Raw genomic sequence first — 16601 nt, 5'->3', positions numbered from 1 at the left:
CACAGCTAGGAGGTTGCCACCATGGGCACTGCGTGGACGTTTGTGAGCGTAGAACTCGACCCATTCGCTCTTCAATGCTTCAAGCAGGACTTTCGCCTTAATTCAGGGCTGTGGTTCTTTCGTTTCAATATCTCTGATCTCATTCTCGTCGAAAATCTGCAGACAACAAATCGTAGCTTACGTCTGTGTCCGAATTTCGGAGAGAGCTCACCAAGAAGTATTGTTTTTAGGTTGCAAGCCAATAGAAACATCCATAAAGAATGGCCTAGACAGTGTGAACAACACCACGGACACACATTAAGTCATAGAAAAGGCGAGTTGGCGGAGTGGTGACGCAGCGGATTGCAAATCCGTGTACACCGGTTCGATTCCGGTACTCGCCTCCAATAAAATCAATGACTTGCGTCATCCTTCTTCTCCTTCACTGCCGTTTTTGAAACAACCGTTGAAACTTTCACGTTTCGGTCCCGTCTTGTTCTTTTGAATTGCGAGCGATCTGCGCACGCCTTGCCAGCTCTCTCTGGCGAACTTGACCACCATACTTTTTCAGCATTTCCACACCAGAATGTCCTGTCACCGCTTTGACCATCTCGTCGTCACAACCAGCTAGATAGAGCTCTATGGTTGCATTCTTTCGAAGGCCGTGAGTCACGTACTCTTGCGCTCGGTCAAATTCCAAACCAGCTTTCACGTCCCTCATTTCTCCAGCTAAAGAGCGATAAGATGCGGGGCCTCCAGAGCGATTTGTGAGCACAGTACTTCCAGCCTTCGGAACCTCTGATAAGAAATCTTGCAGCCTCTTGGTCAAAGGTATCCAAAGTGGCTTATCAGTCTTCCCTTGATTGAAATCCCAAGCGCCATCTTGGATGTCAGACCACCGGATTTTACGCGTGTCTCCAATTCTTTGACCAAGACCAATGCTCAGTTCGTATACGAGTCTAGCCCGTGGTGTCGCTTTTTGCTCAAATTCTTTCCGCAACTTATCAGGCCACGGTTCCCAACCATCCCCCTCCTGCTCAAGAAGAGGTATTCCGTGGGCAGGGTTGGATTGATCACGTGGAAGGAACCCAATCAAGCGAGCGTGATTCATGAGGACCACCATTACCTGCACTAGGTAGTTAGCTCGCCTCCACTTGTCAGCATTTGCTTGTTGCAAACCATAAATATGCTTGGTCTCGATCTTCGCTGGGTCTTTTTCACCCCAAATTTCCCGGATATGACCGATATAGGTTCTGTAGTCTTGTTTGGTTCTTGGCTTTAACTTTTCAAATTTCTTGCTCTTATAATAGCTTAGGATGAGGTTTTCGAATGTTCGACGCCCCGAACTGACTGCAGGAGCTCCATTCACCAACCTGTTGTAGTGCTCCCAAAACTCAACGGATCCGAAAGTCTCTTTCATCATGACAGACTGCCCGCGAGACCGGCGAATGAACCGCAAATAACCTCGATCCGAATAGACGTATTTGGGTAATGCTGTGCGTGTCATTATTTCATTCGTAAATCTTCAACAAAGAAATCATCCGCTCCAACATGCTCCCTCATGCCTGCTTCAACGGTCACGCTTCCGTCTGGACGGATTTCAAATCTTGCATGTAACCAACCTGCCTTTCTGGCCTCTGAAATCAGCAGAGACACTACTTGCTTCGCCTTAGAATGAGATTGAACTACAGACATTTGTGCTGCCCTACATCGTTACCATCAACAGACACGCCAAGCCCACCATCCATGGTGAAATCCGCATCAAACGCCTGATCGTGTTGATGTGGTCCTGCCAGGCTCTCCCGCTCCAATCCAGAAACGTGCTGGTATCGGTTTCGATTGTATCCCGCGCGAGCCTCACACTGTCCTGAATATCGCTCCTGAAGCTCTGCAATTGTAAAGCCATCAAGTCGGCGTGCTCTTTGCGGATCGCTTCCAGGTCCGCGTTCAATTTCTCGGCTAGGCGGTTCGGCTTGCCAGTCGTCATGGAAAATCTCTCCTTTCAATCGCCAGCGTTCGCCCGTGTCGGGGTCTTTGGCGGTGATGTAATTCTTACTCGCGCGGGGAATGTCGAAACCTGCCTCGGTCAGAGCATCGACCATGCTGGCGCGGTCGCTGATGGTGCCGACACTGATCTGGCCCAAAATCCATTCGTGCAGTTCTTCGCGACCTTGTGCCCGCGTTGGGGCTTCAACGGTGGCTTGGACTTCCTGTGCGCGATCTAGGTCCATCGGGTCGGCCCAGCCATGCGTCTTGTTCATGAGGTCGCGCAGACTGTCATAAGCGGTCTGATAGCCGGGTGGCGCAATGTTGAGACTTTTGCCCGTGGTCAGCTCCAAACGCGGGCTGCAGAAATGTAACTCAATACGGCCTTCGTGGCTGTGACGGACCCAGAGCATGTCGTATTGCTCGCCGTCCAGCCCGGAGAAGGCCAATTGTTCGAAGGCGTCCATGACCTCGGCCTGCTGCGCTTCGCTGGGTGCGTCCTCGGCGGCAAAGCTGATCACGCCCGCGCGGTAGGTCCATTGATTGCGACTAGCGTCAATCAGGGCCTCGGTGCGTGCAGGATCGCCGCGCAACACTTCGGGCAAAGGGTCGCGTGTGACCGTCGTTGGTTGGCCCTCAGCATCGCGGATCAGATGGCGATTGGCGTCATAGGCCAGCACCTCGCGGGCTACGAGATAGCCGACTGGACCAGCGCCCGCGCCCTTGCCGTTGGAAAAGAACTTGATCAGCATTGCTGTGCCTCATCAAGTATCAGAGCAAGCTGGCGCTCGATCACAACCAGCTGGCGGGCCATTGCAAGCGTATTTAGGTCAACGCGCCCAGCCAAAAGCGCCCGGTTCGCAAATCGCGCAATCTGGTTGAGGTTGCCGCCTATGCGTCCAACGGCCAGCACGAGCGTAGGATCAACACTGGGTGCTGGCTTGCGACGACGAGCCTCTGTCAGCCCCAGGGCTTCACGTAGAAGGGTCGCGGCAGGTACACCCGCAGCTTCGGCTTTTGCGCGAAGCTCGACCTTTTCAGCAGCGCTGCACCGAAAGACGAAGGTTTCGGTGAGCGGTGCTTTGGCGTGGGGCGTGCCTCCGCCGGTGGGGTTCGAAGGGGAGGCTTGCCACCTCTCGCAAGGTCCCGTGTCAACAGCGCCAGCGTATGACATGGGTCGCCTTGCTCTTTGCTCAAACCGCATGGCAAAACTCCTGATTCGAAGGTGCAAACAGGGTCCAGCCCGAATTGATTAGCCAGCTACGCCACTCGGGCCAGTCGTGTTTGTTGGTTGGGGGGAACTTGGCAGGCAACCAATATCCGCGTTCTCCATTTTCGATGGATTCGGGAAGTACCCGGTCGATCCATGCGCCAAACATTCGCTCGGTGAATTGCTCCCACTGGCGGCAACCGAAAGATTGGCGAGAAACGAAAACGGTTGGCGCACCACCCCCGCGCGCCGAGCCGGATGGCCCTCCATCCGGCAGATCCGGCTCAAGCGCGGGGTTTTGTTCTTTGGATTGTTCTATCTCTATATAGGAAAGCTCACCCATGCGCCCTTTACCTACCGCCGATGAGCCCTTTCGACCTTCCGAAAAGCTCACTGGTGCACCCTTTTTCTTCGGGCGAAACGGGATGATTTTGGCGGGAGCGCGAAGGTCATACTCTGTGTGATTGCCCGCGCCACGACCTTCAGTGCGAAACAGCCAACCGATCCTGATCGCGGCCGAGCTTCCTTTTCCCGCGTTCCACCCAATCCAGGCCGACCTGATCCCGCAGGTGCTTGAACCATAGATCCTGAAACGCCCGCCCCTGATAGTATTGGCTATCGCAATCGACCATCACCGGATTGCCGTCGTCGTCTTCAACTGGTTTGAACTCCCCTTCATTGTTCTTCTTTCGGAGCGGCTTTTGCCCGAAGGTTTCGACGGCCCGTTCCTTTCCGAATTTCGTAAGGCTGATCCAGTCCGTGTTACCGCGCTTTGTTGTCTTCGCGTAACGCGGTGCGAAGAATACATCGACCCCGTGTCTGCCTTTCTCATCCCGATCAAGCCGCCCACGAAACACTGCCTGGCCGCCGTGCGTTTGGTTCACGAACTCGACTGCCTGATCGAGCATCATCTGCTCAGTCTCTGGAGTGATGTCGAGATCTGTTGGGAACTGCAGGAAGGCATGACGTGCGATCTTGGATGCACCCTTGTTAACTCGGGCACCATCGATGTGTTCTGCGTGGGCTTTCACGAGACCACCTTTGGTTAGCCCTGTGCCATATGGGTCTGCCTTTAGTCTTTGCCTCCCTAAGGCGCAGGTCGTTGAATGGGTTCACTACGACAAGCTTTTCATCGCGGCAAATTTCCTTGAACATCTTTTGCAGCGATCCAATCATGCGATTGGCGGTGTTTGCTGTGATCTTTCCACTCTCGACCTGGGCGCGAAGGTGATCACGGAATGGTAAACCTTCATGAGCTTTAATTTCCTGCAACTGCAGATCACTGCAAATTTCCCCCAAAAGAGCAGCAGCCCGATTGAATGGTATCCTCCAAATGCGCCACTGCTCTTCATTTTTGCTCTTGAGGCGATAGCTGTCGATTCTCTCGTATGCGTCACGCCACTTGGAAACGAGTAGCCCGCAAGACTTTACTGTTCCCATGAGCGATTGCGCCTGAATCTTGTCTTTTGGGTCAAGGCTCTTCATCCGCGACAGAAATTCATCGTCGTTTTGCTCTTCAATCGGACTATATGTAATCCACATAGCTTAGCAGTATTTGATGATCGCTTCGTAATCAGGGTTCAGCCCAGCCATGCGGGCCTCCCACATAGATTGCAGACTTTTTTCCTGCTCTAGCCCTTTGGCTTCTGCATGCAGCAAGTCCGACGTCTTTAGTGAAAGATCGATCTCTTTTCGACGCTCAACAACCGCAAACCGCTTGGGCGCACGCATGTGAAATCTGTAAGTTCGACCTACCATTTTAATCTGTGCCTTGCTCGCCCCGCAAAGACTCTATGTGTGGCGTTTCGTGGGGGAATCAATGTGAACAATACAAAAGCAAAACTACGTATGCATTATTGCTGAGTTCTATTTTGTGTGAAAGAATTTTTATGGAGCGGGTAGCGGGAATCGAACCCGCACCTTAAGCTTGGAAGGCTCTTATGATACCATTTCACCATACCCGCTCATTTCTGAACCTTCATTTATGGGAAGCCTCAGAGAAGGTCAACCAACTAATTTGCAAGAATTTTCCCATTTCTGTTCTGGCGGGTTGTTCAACACATGAGCATTTTGCATTTACGTCGATAAAATCTTTATCGAACAAGTTCGCTTTTTGGCTTTTGTGTTCTATTTCTGGTTCAAATACTGTTTGTAACACAGGTGCGAATACCTATGCCTCTCGCTGTTTTGACCTCTCATGGCCAGCCCTCGGCCCCGCGTCCCCCAGAACAAAAACTTGCGGAGCTTGCAGAACAAGTGGCCACGCATTTACCCGGATGGGAAGTCAGATCTGCGACGCTTTCAACACCTGAAAGATTAGAACAACAAGTTGAACCCGGTGCCGTGATCTATCCTTTCTTTATGGCCAAAGGTTGGTTTACCGCAGATGTTCTACCGAAACGTCTGAAAGACATCGCCGTAACTTATGCTGAACCTTTTGGCCTAGACCCAAACTTACCGCATTTCACGGCTCAAGCTTTGTCTAGTGCTTTCATACATCAAGGTTGGAAGCCTGAAGAAAGCCAAATATTGCTCGCAGCACATGGCTCGGCACGCGGACCTCGCGCCGCCAATGCTGCGCAAGCTTTTGCGGCGGCGCTCCGGCATGAACTTCCCGGACCTCAGATCTCTTGTGGATTTGTTGAAGAACGCCCAACAATTGCAGAGGCAGCCAAGGCGCTGCCACCGCAAAGCTTTTGTCTGCCATTTTTTGCGCAAGCTGGCGACCACGTGCAAGAAGACATCCCAGAAGGCTTAACAGAGGCTGCGTTTCAGGGGGTAACACTCCCTGTCATTGGAGCGTTATCAGAGGTTCCTTCTTTGATCGCTCAGACCCTTCTTCGCACCCACAGAGAATAAAGTATAAACCCGACCTAAGTAACTGTCCTGCCAAACGCGCCGACATCGCCTCAAGCTGAACCACGCGCCACTATTTACCTTTCTTAAAACCTTGAACCAAAATAACATTGCATCATTCCCTGTTATCTGCGTGCAACTCTTCACGAAATAGGTATCCACCTCAGACTTGAATTATAGATGCAAGATTGCGTACATATGCAGTACGTCACGTAATATAGCCTTTTTATCAGCGAAACTAACCTATTGAGCACTTTCAATTCATAGTAGAGGTACGTTTAACTTGATGCTCGTGGGAGTGGAATTTCAATGATTTGGGCAGCGGCGTTTCCGGGTATTCTTATAGGACTGATCACGTCCATTATTTGTTATTTCAAATTTAGCTTCCCGTTCTGGGTCTGTTTGCTAATGTATCCATTTGTATCATCAGCTGTTATTCTAACCCTGGTCGCTCTGATGTTTTTGTTCAAAAGAAACTCTTAGCTATATACGCCTCCTCCGAGGTAAAGCTGTTTTAAGCGATCCACCCCAGTGATAAAGTACATCAAGTCATTGAAATAGAATAAAAACATGACATAGACACTGAAGCCTGCTGAACACTTCGCGTGTTCACAATAGTAAGCCCCGCGAACAGATTATATTGTACCTGATTGCATAATATAAAAGCCCATGACGACGATCTAAGCCCCCTCTTTGCTTCAATCGATCAAACCTTTCTGGTCACCTCCAAAGCGCGATATTTTGACTGCTTGACCTCTGCCTTGGTGAAGGTCATGAAGCTGCTGGCTTCTAACGCCGACAAACCATCGCGAAGGATTCTCCATGGCAAAAGCTCCGCAATCGCAGGAAGACCGTGCAACGTCGCGCAAAATTGGTGTTCTGCAGGCGCTTTGGCCATTTATTTACCCCTATCGCCTATTGATGACAGCAGCCCTTGCTGCTCTGGTCCTGACAGCAGCTGTTTCTCTTACTCTGCCTCTCGCAGTGCGGCGCGTTGTTGATAACTTTCGCCTGTCAGAAGCAGCTTTGCTCAATCAATATTTCATGGCGGCCTTGGCGATCGCTGCGCTATTGGCCATAGGGACCGGGCTGCGCTATGCTTTGGTGACACGCTTGGGGGAACGCGTGGTCTCGGACATTCGCAAGGCCGTTTTTGATCGCACCATTGCAATGAGCCCGGCATTCTTTGAACAGATCATGACCGGTGAAGTGCTCAGCCGGATCACCACCGATACAACATTGATCCAATCTGTGCTTGGTTCATCAGCTTCTATCGCCTTGCGCAATATGCTGATCTTTATGGGGGGGCTCGTTTTGATGCTCCTGACATCTGCCAAATTGACCGTCCTGGTTCTGCTTATCGTCCCGGCCGTCGTGGTGCCTATTCTATTTTTAGGGCGTAAGCTGCGCAGCATCAGCCGAGAAAATCAGGATTGGATTGCAGCCTCGTCCGGAAACGCGGGTGAAGCTTTAAGTGCCGTGCAAACAGTTCAGGCCTTTACCCATGAAAAGGCAAGTCGCGACCAGTTCGCAGACCTGACCGAAACCGCCTATATGGTTTCACAACGCCGCATTCGCACACGTGCGTATTTGACCGTGATCGTTATATTCCTTGTGTTTTCCGGTGTCGTAGGCGTGCTGTGGATCGGTGCAAACGATGTACGCGCGGGCCGCATGAGCGAAGGCGTTTTGATCCAATTTGTGATCTACGCAATCCTGGTCGCGGGGTCTGTCGCCGCGCTTTCAGAGATCTGGAGCGAACTGCAGCGCGCGGCAGGTGCCACAGAGCGTTTGATAGAATTGCTAGAGACTGAGGACAGCGTCAAAGATCCCGTCGCCCCTCAAATGCTTCCCAACACCGTAAAAGGCCAGATTGAATTTCGAGATGTTACATTCTCTTATCCAACACGGTTAAATGCAAAAGCCCTTGATGCGGTGTCACTGGATATCAAACCGGGGGAAACCATCGCGTTTGTTGGGCCATCTGGCGCGGGAAAGACCACAATTATACAACTTCTCCAGCGCTGTTATGATCCTAACGCTGGCCAGATCCTTTTGGACGGGCTGCCGCTAGATCAGCTGCAACGCAGCGCCTTTCGTCAACATATGGCTTTGGTGCCTCAAAACCCCGTCATCTTTGCCGCCTCAGCACGCGAAAACATTCGCTTTGGCCGCCCTGACGCCACAAATGATGAGATCGAAGCCGCGGCCCGTGCTGCCGCAGCCCATGACTTTGTCACCGCTTTGCCTGATGGTTACGACAGTTTCCTTGGTGAGCGCGGCGTCATGCTGTCTGGTGGGCAAAAACAACGGATCGCCATCGCTCGTGCTATTTTAAGAAACGCCCCGGTTCTGCTGTTGGACGAAGCCACATCCGCATTGGACGCAGAAAGTGAACGACTGGTTCAAGCTGCCGTCGATGAACTCAGCCAAGGGCGCACTACGCTGGTCGTGGCGCACCGTTTGGCCACCGTCAAAAAAGCCGATCGCATTGTCGTAATGGAAGATGGCGCCATCGTCGCAACCGGCACTCATGATGAACTTGTCGCACAGGGCGGGTTGTATGCGCGGCTTGCGCGGCTGCAATTCACAGACGGAAGTGACGTTAGGCAATCTCTACAAGAGCTTGCACAGTGATCAAAATACTCCCATCCTAAATAGACTGCATTTCACTCTAGATGCGGTCCACTAGGGAGGAGAGTATAAGAATGGTAGCTTTTGCGCAGGCTCAAGACTGCAAGTTATTTGAACAGGAAATGCCTTACGAGGCGCGCAATATGCCAAAGACGCTTTATGCGTTGTTGGAACAAACGGCTGGTCGTTTTCCAAACAGCAATGCCTCAAGCTATCAGATATTGTCGGGCCCGACAGACAAAGCCGAAACGCTCACATGGGGCCCTCTCAAGGATCGGATAGTCCAGACTGCCAATCTGTTTCGCACTCTTGGGATCGGCGAAAAAGACGTTGTGGCTTATGTTCTACCCAACTGTCACGAGACTTTATTTACCTTTATCGGTGGTGCCATTGCGGGGATCGTCAACCCGATCAACCCCCTCCTTGACCCCGACCAGATCGCTTCTATTTTACGTGAAACAGGTGCAAAAGTTGTCGTCACACTAAAGCCGTTCCCCAAAACGGATGTGCCTCAAAAGGTGTTTCAAGCGGTCGCTGACGCGCCGAATGTAGAGACTGTTCTCGAAGTGGACCTGAACCGCTATCTCAGCCCTCCAAAATCATGGATCGTTCCCTTTATCCGCCCCAAGCTTGATCGAAACGCATTAAACCGTATCACTTTCAAAGACTTCAACACCGAAATCGCACGCCAACCGACCACCCTGGCCTTTGCAGATAGTACCGAAGATCGCGTCGCCTGCTATTTTCATACAGGCGGCACCACGGGCATGCCGAAAGTGGCCCAACACCGCTACAGCGGCCTCATATACAATGGTTGGATTGGTGAAACACTCCTATTCAAAGAAGACGACAACATCATGTGTCCTCTTCCACTCTTTCATGTGTTTGCCTGTCATGTGATTGTCATGGCTGCATTGGCCTCAGGGGCGCATGTCATCTTTCCAACACCGCAAGGCTATCGCGGCGACGGGGTTTTTGACAACTTTTGGAAATTGATCGAACGTTGGAACATCACCTTTATGATCACCGTGCCCACGGCGGTCTCGGCTCTTATGCAACGCCCAGTCGATGCAGATATCTCATCGGTGAAAATCGCTTTTTCCGGCTCTGCGCCTATGCCGCTTGAGCTGTTTAAACGCTTTGAAGGACTCTCAGGCATCAATATTGTCGAAGGGTATGGCCTCACCGAGGCCACATGCCTAGTCTCCTGTAATCCCGTTGAAGGTGAAAAGCGCGTGGGATCAATCGGGATTCCTTTCCCCTATACAGATGTCAAAATCATCACATCTGATACGGACGTGCCAGTCGAATGCGGCGTAGATCAGGTTGGCGAAATCTGCATTTCAAGCCCCGGCGTCTATGCTGGTCACACCTATACGGAAGAGGTCAAAAACAAAGATCTTTATCATCAGGATAAGTATCTGCGCACAGGTGATCTGGGTCGCCTTGATAAAGACGGCTACCTCTGGATCACGGGACGGGCCAAAGATCTGATCATTCGGGGCGGACACAATATCGACCCCGGTGAAATAGAAGAAGCGCTTTTGAAACACGAAGCCGTTGCCTTTGCCGGTGCAATCGGCCAGCCTGATACCTATGCAGGTGAATTACCCTGCGCTTACGTTGAATTGGTCGATGGCGCGGATATCACCAGTGAGGCTTTACGCGTTCATTGTGAAACCCACGTCAAAGAACGTGCGGCCCTCCCAAAACACATAACAATCCTAGACGAACTGCCCAAAACAGCGGTGGGTAAAGTCTTCAAACCTGATCTGCGCAAAGAGGCCATCACGCGGGTCTACAACACCGCATTGGAACAGGCCAACCTGACAGCCCGCGTCACCCAAGTCATTGACGATAAATCACGCGGGCTTGTGGCTCAGGTTGACGCCGCAGAAACATCAAACGAAGAGATCAGCCGCGTGCTTGGGGGCTTTACGCGCCCCTGGGATGTCACCACCTAACTGTAAGGAACTGTTCGATACCGATACGCTAAATTCCCCTAGCGTATCGGCAAGGTGCCCTGTTTTGAGGCTTTTTGCTTCCCTTTCCTCGCAATAGCGCTACTCTGGATAGACGCAGGATGAGGGAAGCCCATGGATTATGAACGGCGGATCGACGAAGAAACCTGGCGCTTCATTCGCACAACGGGTGAATGTTACCCTGACGAAAGCGAACACCTTCCCATTCCGGAACAACGCCGCGCCTATGAAGACATGGCCCGGCACTTTCGCGCCCCTTATCCGCCGCAGGTCAAGCGACAAGATTTCGATATCGCAGATATCAAGCTGCGCGAATACACAGCAGGCTCTCCCACACGCACCGTCCTTTATCTCCACGGGGGCGGTTTTGTTTTGGGCAGTCTCGACAGTCATACGGACATTTGTGCCGAAATCTGCGCGCAGACCGGCTATCGCGTCATTGCTGTAGACTATCGGCTCGCACCCGAACACAAACACCCAACCATGCTCAACGATGCTCAGATCGCGCTCAATTGGGTCAATCAAACCTACAAAGAAGACATCGTTCTTGCCGGAGACAGTGCTGGTGCCAACCTTTGTGCCGCACTTGCGCATCAATCACGCCCAAACATGTCAAACATTCTGGGCCAAGTGCTGATTTATGCAGTCCTTGGTCAAGATACCTCGCTCCCTTCATACCAAGAACACGCGCAGGCCCCCATGCTGACCAGCAAGGACATAAAAACCTTCCAAAACCTGCGATGTGATGGGGTCTTACCTGAAAATGATCCCAGTTTCGCCCCCCTGTCTGATACGGATTTTTCAGGCTTGCCGCCTACTGTGCTGATCACCGCGGATTGTGATCCCGTGCGCGACGATTCACAGCTTTACTGTCAAAAAATCCAAACCGCCGGCGGCAAAGCGCATTGGATCAATGAGCCCGGCCTTGTACACGGTTACCTTCGCGCCCGTCACAGCGTGCGCCGCGCGCAGGAAAGCTTTGAACGGATCACAGTTGCAATTGAAGCACTCGGCCAAGACATCTGGCCCTATTGAAGCCCTTTACAACACATGCGGTGAGTGACCCTTGCTTTTCCTTTTAAATGCTATGTGCTAACGCAGCCCCATGACCCAGACGCTGACCATCCCCCGCCCTGACGACTGGCATCTGCATTTGCGCGATGGCGCGATGCTGAAAGCCGTTTTGCCCGAAACAGCCCGCCATTTTGCTCGTGCCATTATCATGCCCAATCTGGTCCCCCCAGTGGTGACCGGCGCACAGGCCGCTGCTTACCGTGATCGCATCTTAGCTGCATTGCCCGACGGAATGCGTTTTGATCCCCTTATGGTGCTCTACCTCACCGAAGACACCGATCCAGAAGACGTCGCAGCAGCCCATGCAGCAGGCATTGCGACCTCAGTGAAACTTTATCCAGCAGGCGCCACCACCAACTCCGCGTCAGGGGTGCAGGATTTTGACAAAGTCCGCCCCGTGCTGGAGAAAATGGCCGAAATCGGCATGCCGCTTTGCGTACACGGCGAGGTCACTGACAGCGATATTGACATTTTTGATCGCGAAGCCGTCTTTATTGATCGCGTGCTGGATCCCATCCGCACATCCACCCCCGGCCTGCGCGTGGTGATGGAGCATATCACCACCAAAGACGGCGTGGACTATGTGAAGTCCAATGACACCGACCTGGGCGCAACCATCACAACGCACCATCTGATCATCAACCGGAACCATATTCTGGCCGGTGGTATTCGCCCTCATTACTACTGCCTGCCCGTCGCCAAACGCGAAGAACACCGCCTTGCCCTGCGCGGTGCGGCAACATCAGGTGATGCACGCTTTTTCTTGGGCACCGACAGCGCGCCCCACGTGGACGCCGCCAAAGAAACCGGCTGCGGCTGTGCCGGCTGCTTTACCGCAACCAACACCATGTCGCTTTTGGCGCATGTGTTTGAAGAAGAAAACGAACTGGACAAGCTCGCAGGCTTTGCCTCACAAAACGGCCCCGCCTTTTACCGCCTGTCAGAGAATACCGAAACACTGACCCTGACCAAACAGGACAGCCCGGTGAAGTTTCCAGAGAAAATCATCGGCGGCTCCGGCCCCGTCACCGTTTTTGATCCGGGGTTCGACGTGTATTGGAACGTTGAATAAAACACGTAAGGGAGGCATCGCCTCCCTTATTCATTTTCGCACTCTGCTTTTGAAAGCGTTGCAACAGCGTTACATACATCAGCAGTTGGCAGGTCATTGATCGTTTTGGGCAAGTGCTTTAGCAGTTTATGCCGTTCTGCCCGCTCTTTCAGCTTAGCGCCTTCAGGGCGTTCGGAATTAAGTGCAATTAACACCAACTCGCTGTCCGATAGTTGAGCCCTGAGGATATCAACATACCTCTTTTTGTCATCAACTTGGCTTTCATCGACAAGGCGAATGATATTATACAACAACCGAAAATAGCTATTTAAATCGTTAGAATATTGATTATATCTATCCAGAAATTTATTTGCGATCTGTCGTGTCTTAGTCTGGGTATACCCATAATCTCCGGTCAATGAGGCCTGAATATACTCCAGTTGATCTCGGCCTTTCTTTGGCTCTTTACCTTCATTTTGCGTTGCTTGCGTTAGATCCGCAATGTAGCTGTTGAACACATTCAACAGATTAAAAAACGTCTGCTCAAACATCTGTTGCTTAATGCTCTGGTTCTGTAGTTCCATCTGGCCTTTTTGCCCGGCCAACTCCTCCCGCGCGGCCTTCATTTCATCCCGCTGCAGTTTCAGATCTTGGCGTTGCATTCGTATTTCACGCTGTTGCTGCATCAAGGTTGCAATCAATCCAACAAAAGCAGCCCCCGTAAACAAAGATGTCAACGCGCCAAAAGAATCTCCAAGCGGTCCAGCCTTTTCGACGGTCCCAGAAAGCCAGCGGATGTAGATAGGATTAAGGAGCCACAAAATCACAACAACCATCGCAACAATGGCGAAAAATCCGAACGGGTAGCGCTGGGTCCAGACGATCAAGTATCGCTGCGAACGTTTGAGCATCCGTTGATTAAGTAACGAAAGGCCTGCTCTCGCAAGCTGAGCCGCCCTACCCTTTGCCGAACGGAAATACCTTTTCCAATCCATAAAAATACCTCAAAGAAATTCGAATGCGACGATAGGAGGCTAACTATTGCGATAAATCACTGTAAATAGTCAATATTTTCAGATGCTCCATCACTCATACCACAATTCACACCACGTCACTTTCTTCTTCATGGTTCTCGACCTTGGAGAGTATGAAGTTAAAAATTGGCCTGAATGGCTCGAAGGCCGCCTCGGGAAACTCCGGAACTACCTCGGTTGCGAAGCGGTTTTTTTGGCTATCCGAGAACTTTAGGCACTGCGAACGTGGACGCTTATTGTCTGTTACGAAGAACTCGTCTGTACCTTCAAGGCCATTGAACATCATCTCAATGCTAAACCTAGACTCGGCTTTATAGTGGTGGCCCGTGGCGGGGTTTACAACCTGATCTCTTAGCGGGTGGGGGTCAGGAATAGGAAGCAGCATGAAATAGACGTTAAGAGGAGTGGCCTGATCGTTGGCCAACTTTTGCCTCACTAAGCCTAAGGTCACATCTTCCTGCAGATGTCGCGAAAAATTTGATTTGATATTCCATTGTTTAAAGGCTTCATCGAAGTCGAACAGGCCAAAGAGATGCCGTTCGGAGTTTTCGGCGCAGAACCTTTCATCAAGTAATAAACGCCTCAGGAAATCGCATCCAAATGTAGCCTGAATTGCGAAAGGCTGAGTGACACCAGGATTGAGCTTTTGCCATGCCTTCTCAAGAATGATCTGATCTGTCAGGCCTTCTGTAAACAGGACCGAACCGTCGTAGTCTTTGAGGTTGTCTGAGATGCTGATCTTTGCATCCGCATCAGAGAAGGAAATCATACCGCAGGAAAGAGCATCAATCGCGGCGGCTTTTGCAGGTTCCTTGAGTTTTGCTGACCCAGTCGACATATCAAACTGGCGAATTCGACTTTGCACGCGAGATGCTATCGTCGAAGCGCTATGGCTGCTCATGAGAACATGGTTGGTATTTGCCGCCTCGTCAGAAACGGCTACAACCTGCTGCAAAAATTCATGCTGCCACTCGGGATGCAAGAAAGCATCCGGCTCATCCAAAAGTGTCACACAATCCGAATTCTTGAAGAGTTCTGTCACCGCCAGAATGTATATCGACTGGAACTGACCATCGCTAAAGTGACTGATCGCACCGCTGATCCCGTCCTCCATTTGAAGTGAGCACGACACTTCTTTCAGCATGTCTATCAGCAATAAGTTGTCGAACATATGAAAGCGCTGTTCCGCGCTATCCCCTGCAAACTCATCTTGGAATTTGGCAACGTTCAAGTAGATGATATGCTCGTCGTCGTCGCTTAAGTACCCCTCGGTCCTGACCGCTCCATCTGCCGGGCCGTCGCTTTTACAGGACCAAAGCCTCTCCAAAAACTCTCTCGTTGGGCCTTCAGCTCGCCAAAAACGCCCGGCTGTTTTGTCGTCCGCGTCAACGTCGAAGCGTTCAGGCTTGCTTCCACTCGCATATCGCGGGCGTTTGAATACGAGCCGCAGCTCGTCTCCCACAGAGTTGATCCTAAGCTTTTGAAGCAGATACTGACGCGCCGTGCATTCTTCCCGCTGCAACAGAAGCACCGCCAACAGGAGTTCTTTGTAGTCGGGTCCGATCTGAATGATCTTGCGACGATCACCGAAACTCGCGGTTCTGATCTTACGTAAGAACCGATCAACATAGGCTTTGCCAAGCGCGTCCATCGTTCCGTTCTGGCCGGAATAATAGGTGATCACATGGTCCGGCAGCGCAACTTCACTTGGCGTCGTTTTGTTGCCTTCACCATCCAGAAGCTCGCCTTCGGACCATTGGTAGACGTGTTCGCCCCCACGGACTTCGATGACCAGCCGATACTCGAAACCCGGCCCGAGCTCCTTTGGGTCAAATTCATAGAGATGGTTGAATATCTCGAGAAGCGCCTCGAGGAAGTTGGACTTGCCAGAGCCGTTCTTGCCGACAAAAACATCGAGAAAACCGTCACCGGCGAAATCGACCTCAAGATCTTTTAGGTTTTTGTATTCTTTGATCGAAACATGTTTCAGGCGCATGGTGGTAAATCTTCAGACCTTCATAAACGTCAGTTGAGCATCAAGGATGAAATAGGCGAGGATCGCGGCTTGTGCTTCGAGCGGTTGGTCGCGGATCATTTGCAGAACTGGATCGCGAGGCCTACGTTTCTTCTTCAGAAATTCAACTGTCTTTTCAAGTAGTTGCCGGTTCTCTTTCGCACTTCGCGCGCGCCGCCCAACAGTCGGAAGCCAGCTATCAAAGCTCTGAAACTTTCGTTCAAACTGGTACGGCTCTTTGGAATACACGTAGCCAAAACTATCATGCGGCTTGAAGCTGACGTGATGATCCTTCGTATCGTCCGGCAAAACGATCTCATTCGGTGCGAACATAGCCGAGGCCTGCGACACGACCGTTCCGGCACTATAAGCGTCCGAGAATTCCTTGGGTGTGTGTATCTGGCTAGTCACGTAGTAGACCGCGTTACCGAGCGCTTCGAGCCCCTGCAGCGCCTTGTGTTGGCGGTACTTGCCATTCTTGTGCAACTTCATCCGATAGACTTTCGGCGCTGTATAGAGCCCTTGCTGTATCTCCCGTGCGTTCTTCTGAACAAGCACGTAGGAGCGTTTCAGCTGCAGAAACACTGGGGTTGAACCATCTAGGGTGACCTCGACGTCATAGCCTTTAGTCGCCTCTGCGCCTTGGCTGATAAAGTCAGGGGCCTTGGGGAACTTACCGCCAAGCACGTAATTTTGTTCCAGCTCGCGCAGGAAAGCGAAACCAAAGGTGAGCTCAGTAAAATCAGGCCAGGGCATGGGCAACCCTCTCGCAAAGCAAAGA

16 protein-coding genes and 2 tRNA genes are annotated in these 16601 nt (G+C 51.6%); 6 read left to right on the top strand and 12 right to left on the bottom strand.

Translation table 11 applies throughout. From position 1 onward, the window contains the following. Positions 1-312: 312 nt before the first annotated feature. Positions 313-386 (top strand) — tRNA-Cys (locus BLP79_RS03510). A 68-nt stretch (positions 387-454) separates the two neighbouring features. Here the strand turns inward: BLP79_RS03510 and BLP79_RS03505 are convergent. The 9 genes from BLP79_RS03505 to BLP79_RS03465 all read right to left on the bottom strand — a co-directional run bounded on the left by BLP79_RS03505 (position 455) and on the right by BLP79_RS03465 (position 5139). After that, the gene (locus BLP79_RS03505; protein WP_232716292.1) at positions 455-1402 is read right to left on the bottom strand and encodes a site-specific integrase; all 948 of its coding nucleotides are present in this window, start codon (positions 1400-1402) and stop codon (positions 455-457) included. 83 nt (positions 1403-1485) lie between these two features. Beyond that, complete coding sequence (locus BLP79_RS03500; RefSeq protein ID WP_090216350.1) at positions 1486-1674, bottom strand: hypothetical protein; 189 nt, start codon at positions 1672-1674, stop codon at positions 1486-1488. Next, entirely contained in the window at positions 1665-2717 is a 1053-nt protein-coding gene (locus BLP79_RS03495) for a relaxase family protein (protein ID WP_090216347.1), read from the bottom strand. The genes BLP79_RS03500 and BLP79_RS03495 overlap by 10 nt, the downstream gene beginning before the upstream one ends. Beyond that, positions 2711-3139 (bottom strand): plasmid mobilization protein, encoded by a 429-nt coding sequence (locus BLP79_RS19920; protein WP_139163164.1) that lies wholly within the window; start codon positions 3137-3139, stop codon positions 2711-2713. Before BLP79_RS19920 ends, BLP79_RS03495 begins: the two co-directional genes overlap by 7 nt. 19 nt (positions 3140-3158) lie before the next feature. Then, positions 3159-3569, bottom strand: coding sequence for a hypothetical protein (locus BLP79_RS03485; RefSeq protein WP_139163163.1), 411 nt, complete (start codon positions 3567-3569; stop codon positions 3159-3161). Between the two features lie 88 nt (positions 3570-3657). Further along, positions 3658-4206 carry a hypothetical protein gene (locus tag BLP79_RS03480; protein WP_090216340.1) on the bottom strand — a complete coding sequence of 183 codons (549 nt, stop codon included), beginning with the start codon at positions 4204-4206 and terminating at the stop codon, positions 3658-3660. Beyond that, the gene (locus BLP79_RS03475) at positions 4166-4717 is read right to left on the bottom strand and encodes a hypothetical protein (RefSeq protein ID WP_090216338.1); all 552 of its coding nucleotides are present in this window, start codon (positions 4715-4717) and stop codon (positions 4166-4168) included. Before BLP79_RS03475 ends, BLP79_RS03480 begins: the two co-directional genes overlap by 41 nt. A 3-nt stretch (positions 4718-4720) precedes the next feature. Continuing rightward, positions 4721-4933 (bottom strand): DUF6538 domain-containing protein, encoded by a 213-nt coding sequence (locus tag BLP79_RS03470; protein WP_332835855.1) that lies wholly within the window; start codon positions 4931-4933, stop codon positions 4721-4723. A 132-nt stretch (positions 4934-5065) separates the two neighbouring features. Next, a tRNA-Gly gene (locus BLP79_RS03465) sits at positions 5066-5139 on the bottom strand. 208 nt (positions 5140-5347) lie between these two features. Between BLP79_RS03465 and BLP79_RS03460 the strand changes: the two genes are divergently transcribed. The 5 genes from BLP79_RS03460 (at position 5348) to pyrC (ending at position 12793) form a co-directional block, all read left to right on the top strand. Then, positions 5348-6034: a CbiX/SirB N-terminal domain-containing protein gene (locus BLP79_RS03460; protein ID WP_090216330.1), complete on the top strand. Its 687-nt coding sequence runs from the start codon at positions 5348-5350 to the stop codon at positions 6032-6034. An 819-nt stretch (positions 6035-6853) separates the two neighbouring features. Beyond that, complete coding sequence (locus tag BLP79_RS03455; RefSeq protein ID WP_090216327.1) at positions 6854-8668, top strand: ABC transporter transmembrane domain-containing protein; 1815 nt, start codon at positions 6854-6856, stop codon at positions 8666-8668. 71 nt (positions 8669-8739) lie between these two features. Continuing rightward, the gene (locus BLP79_RS03450) at positions 8740-10629 is read left to right on the top strand and encodes an acyl-CoA synthetase (protein WP_090216324.1); all 1890 of its coding nucleotides are present in this window, start codon (positions 8740-8742) and stop codon (positions 10627-10629) included. A 132-nt stretch (positions 10630-10761) separates the two neighbouring features. Beyond that, positions 10762-11682 (top strand): alpha/beta hydrolase, encoded by a 921-nt coding sequence (locus BLP79_RS03445; RefSeq protein WP_090216321.1) that lies wholly within the window; start codon positions 10762-10764, stop codon positions 11680-11682. Positions 11683-11752: 70 nt separating this feature from the next. Next, entirely contained in the window at positions 11753-12793 is a 1041-nt protein-coding gene (gene pyrC / locus BLP79_RS03440) for a dihydroorotase (protein WP_090216318.1), read from the top strand. 26 nt (positions 12794-12819) lie between these two features. On the opposite strand, the gene BLP79_RS03435 is transcribed toward pyrC, so the two are convergent. The 3 genes from BLP79_RS03435 to BLP79_RS03425 all read right to left on the bottom strand — a co-directional run bounded on the left by BLP79_RS03435 (position 12820) and on the right by BLP79_RS03425 (position 16576). Then, positions 12820-13767 (bottom strand): putative phage abortive infection protein, encoded by a 948-nt coding sequence (locus BLP79_RS03435; protein WP_090216315.1) that lies wholly within the window; start codon positions 13765-13767, stop codon positions 12820-12822. Positions 13768-13873: 106 nt separating this feature from the next. Next, the gene (locus BLP79_RS03430) at positions 13874-15802 is read right to left on the bottom strand and encodes an AAA family ATPase (protein WP_090216312.1); all 1929 of its coding nucleotides are present in this window, start codon (positions 15800-15802) and stop codon (positions 13874-13876) included. 12 nt (positions 15803-15814) lie between these two features. Beyond that, positions 15815-16576: a hypothetical protein gene (locus BLP79_RS03425; RefSeq protein WP_090216310.1), complete on the bottom strand. Its 762-nt coding sequence runs from the start codon at positions 16574-16576 to the stop codon at positions 15815-15817. Positions 16577-16601: the final 25 nt, after the last annotated feature.

The sequence above is a fragment of the Epibacterium ulvae genome, from assembly GCF_900102795.1.
GTDB classification, from domain to species: Bacteria; Pseudomonadota; Alphaproteobacteria; order Rhodobacterales; family Rhodobacteraceae; genus Epibacterium; species Epibacterium ulvae.
The sequence above is the reverse complement of the archived record's forward strand: the minus strand, read 5'-3'. Positions and strand labels throughout refer to the sequence as shown.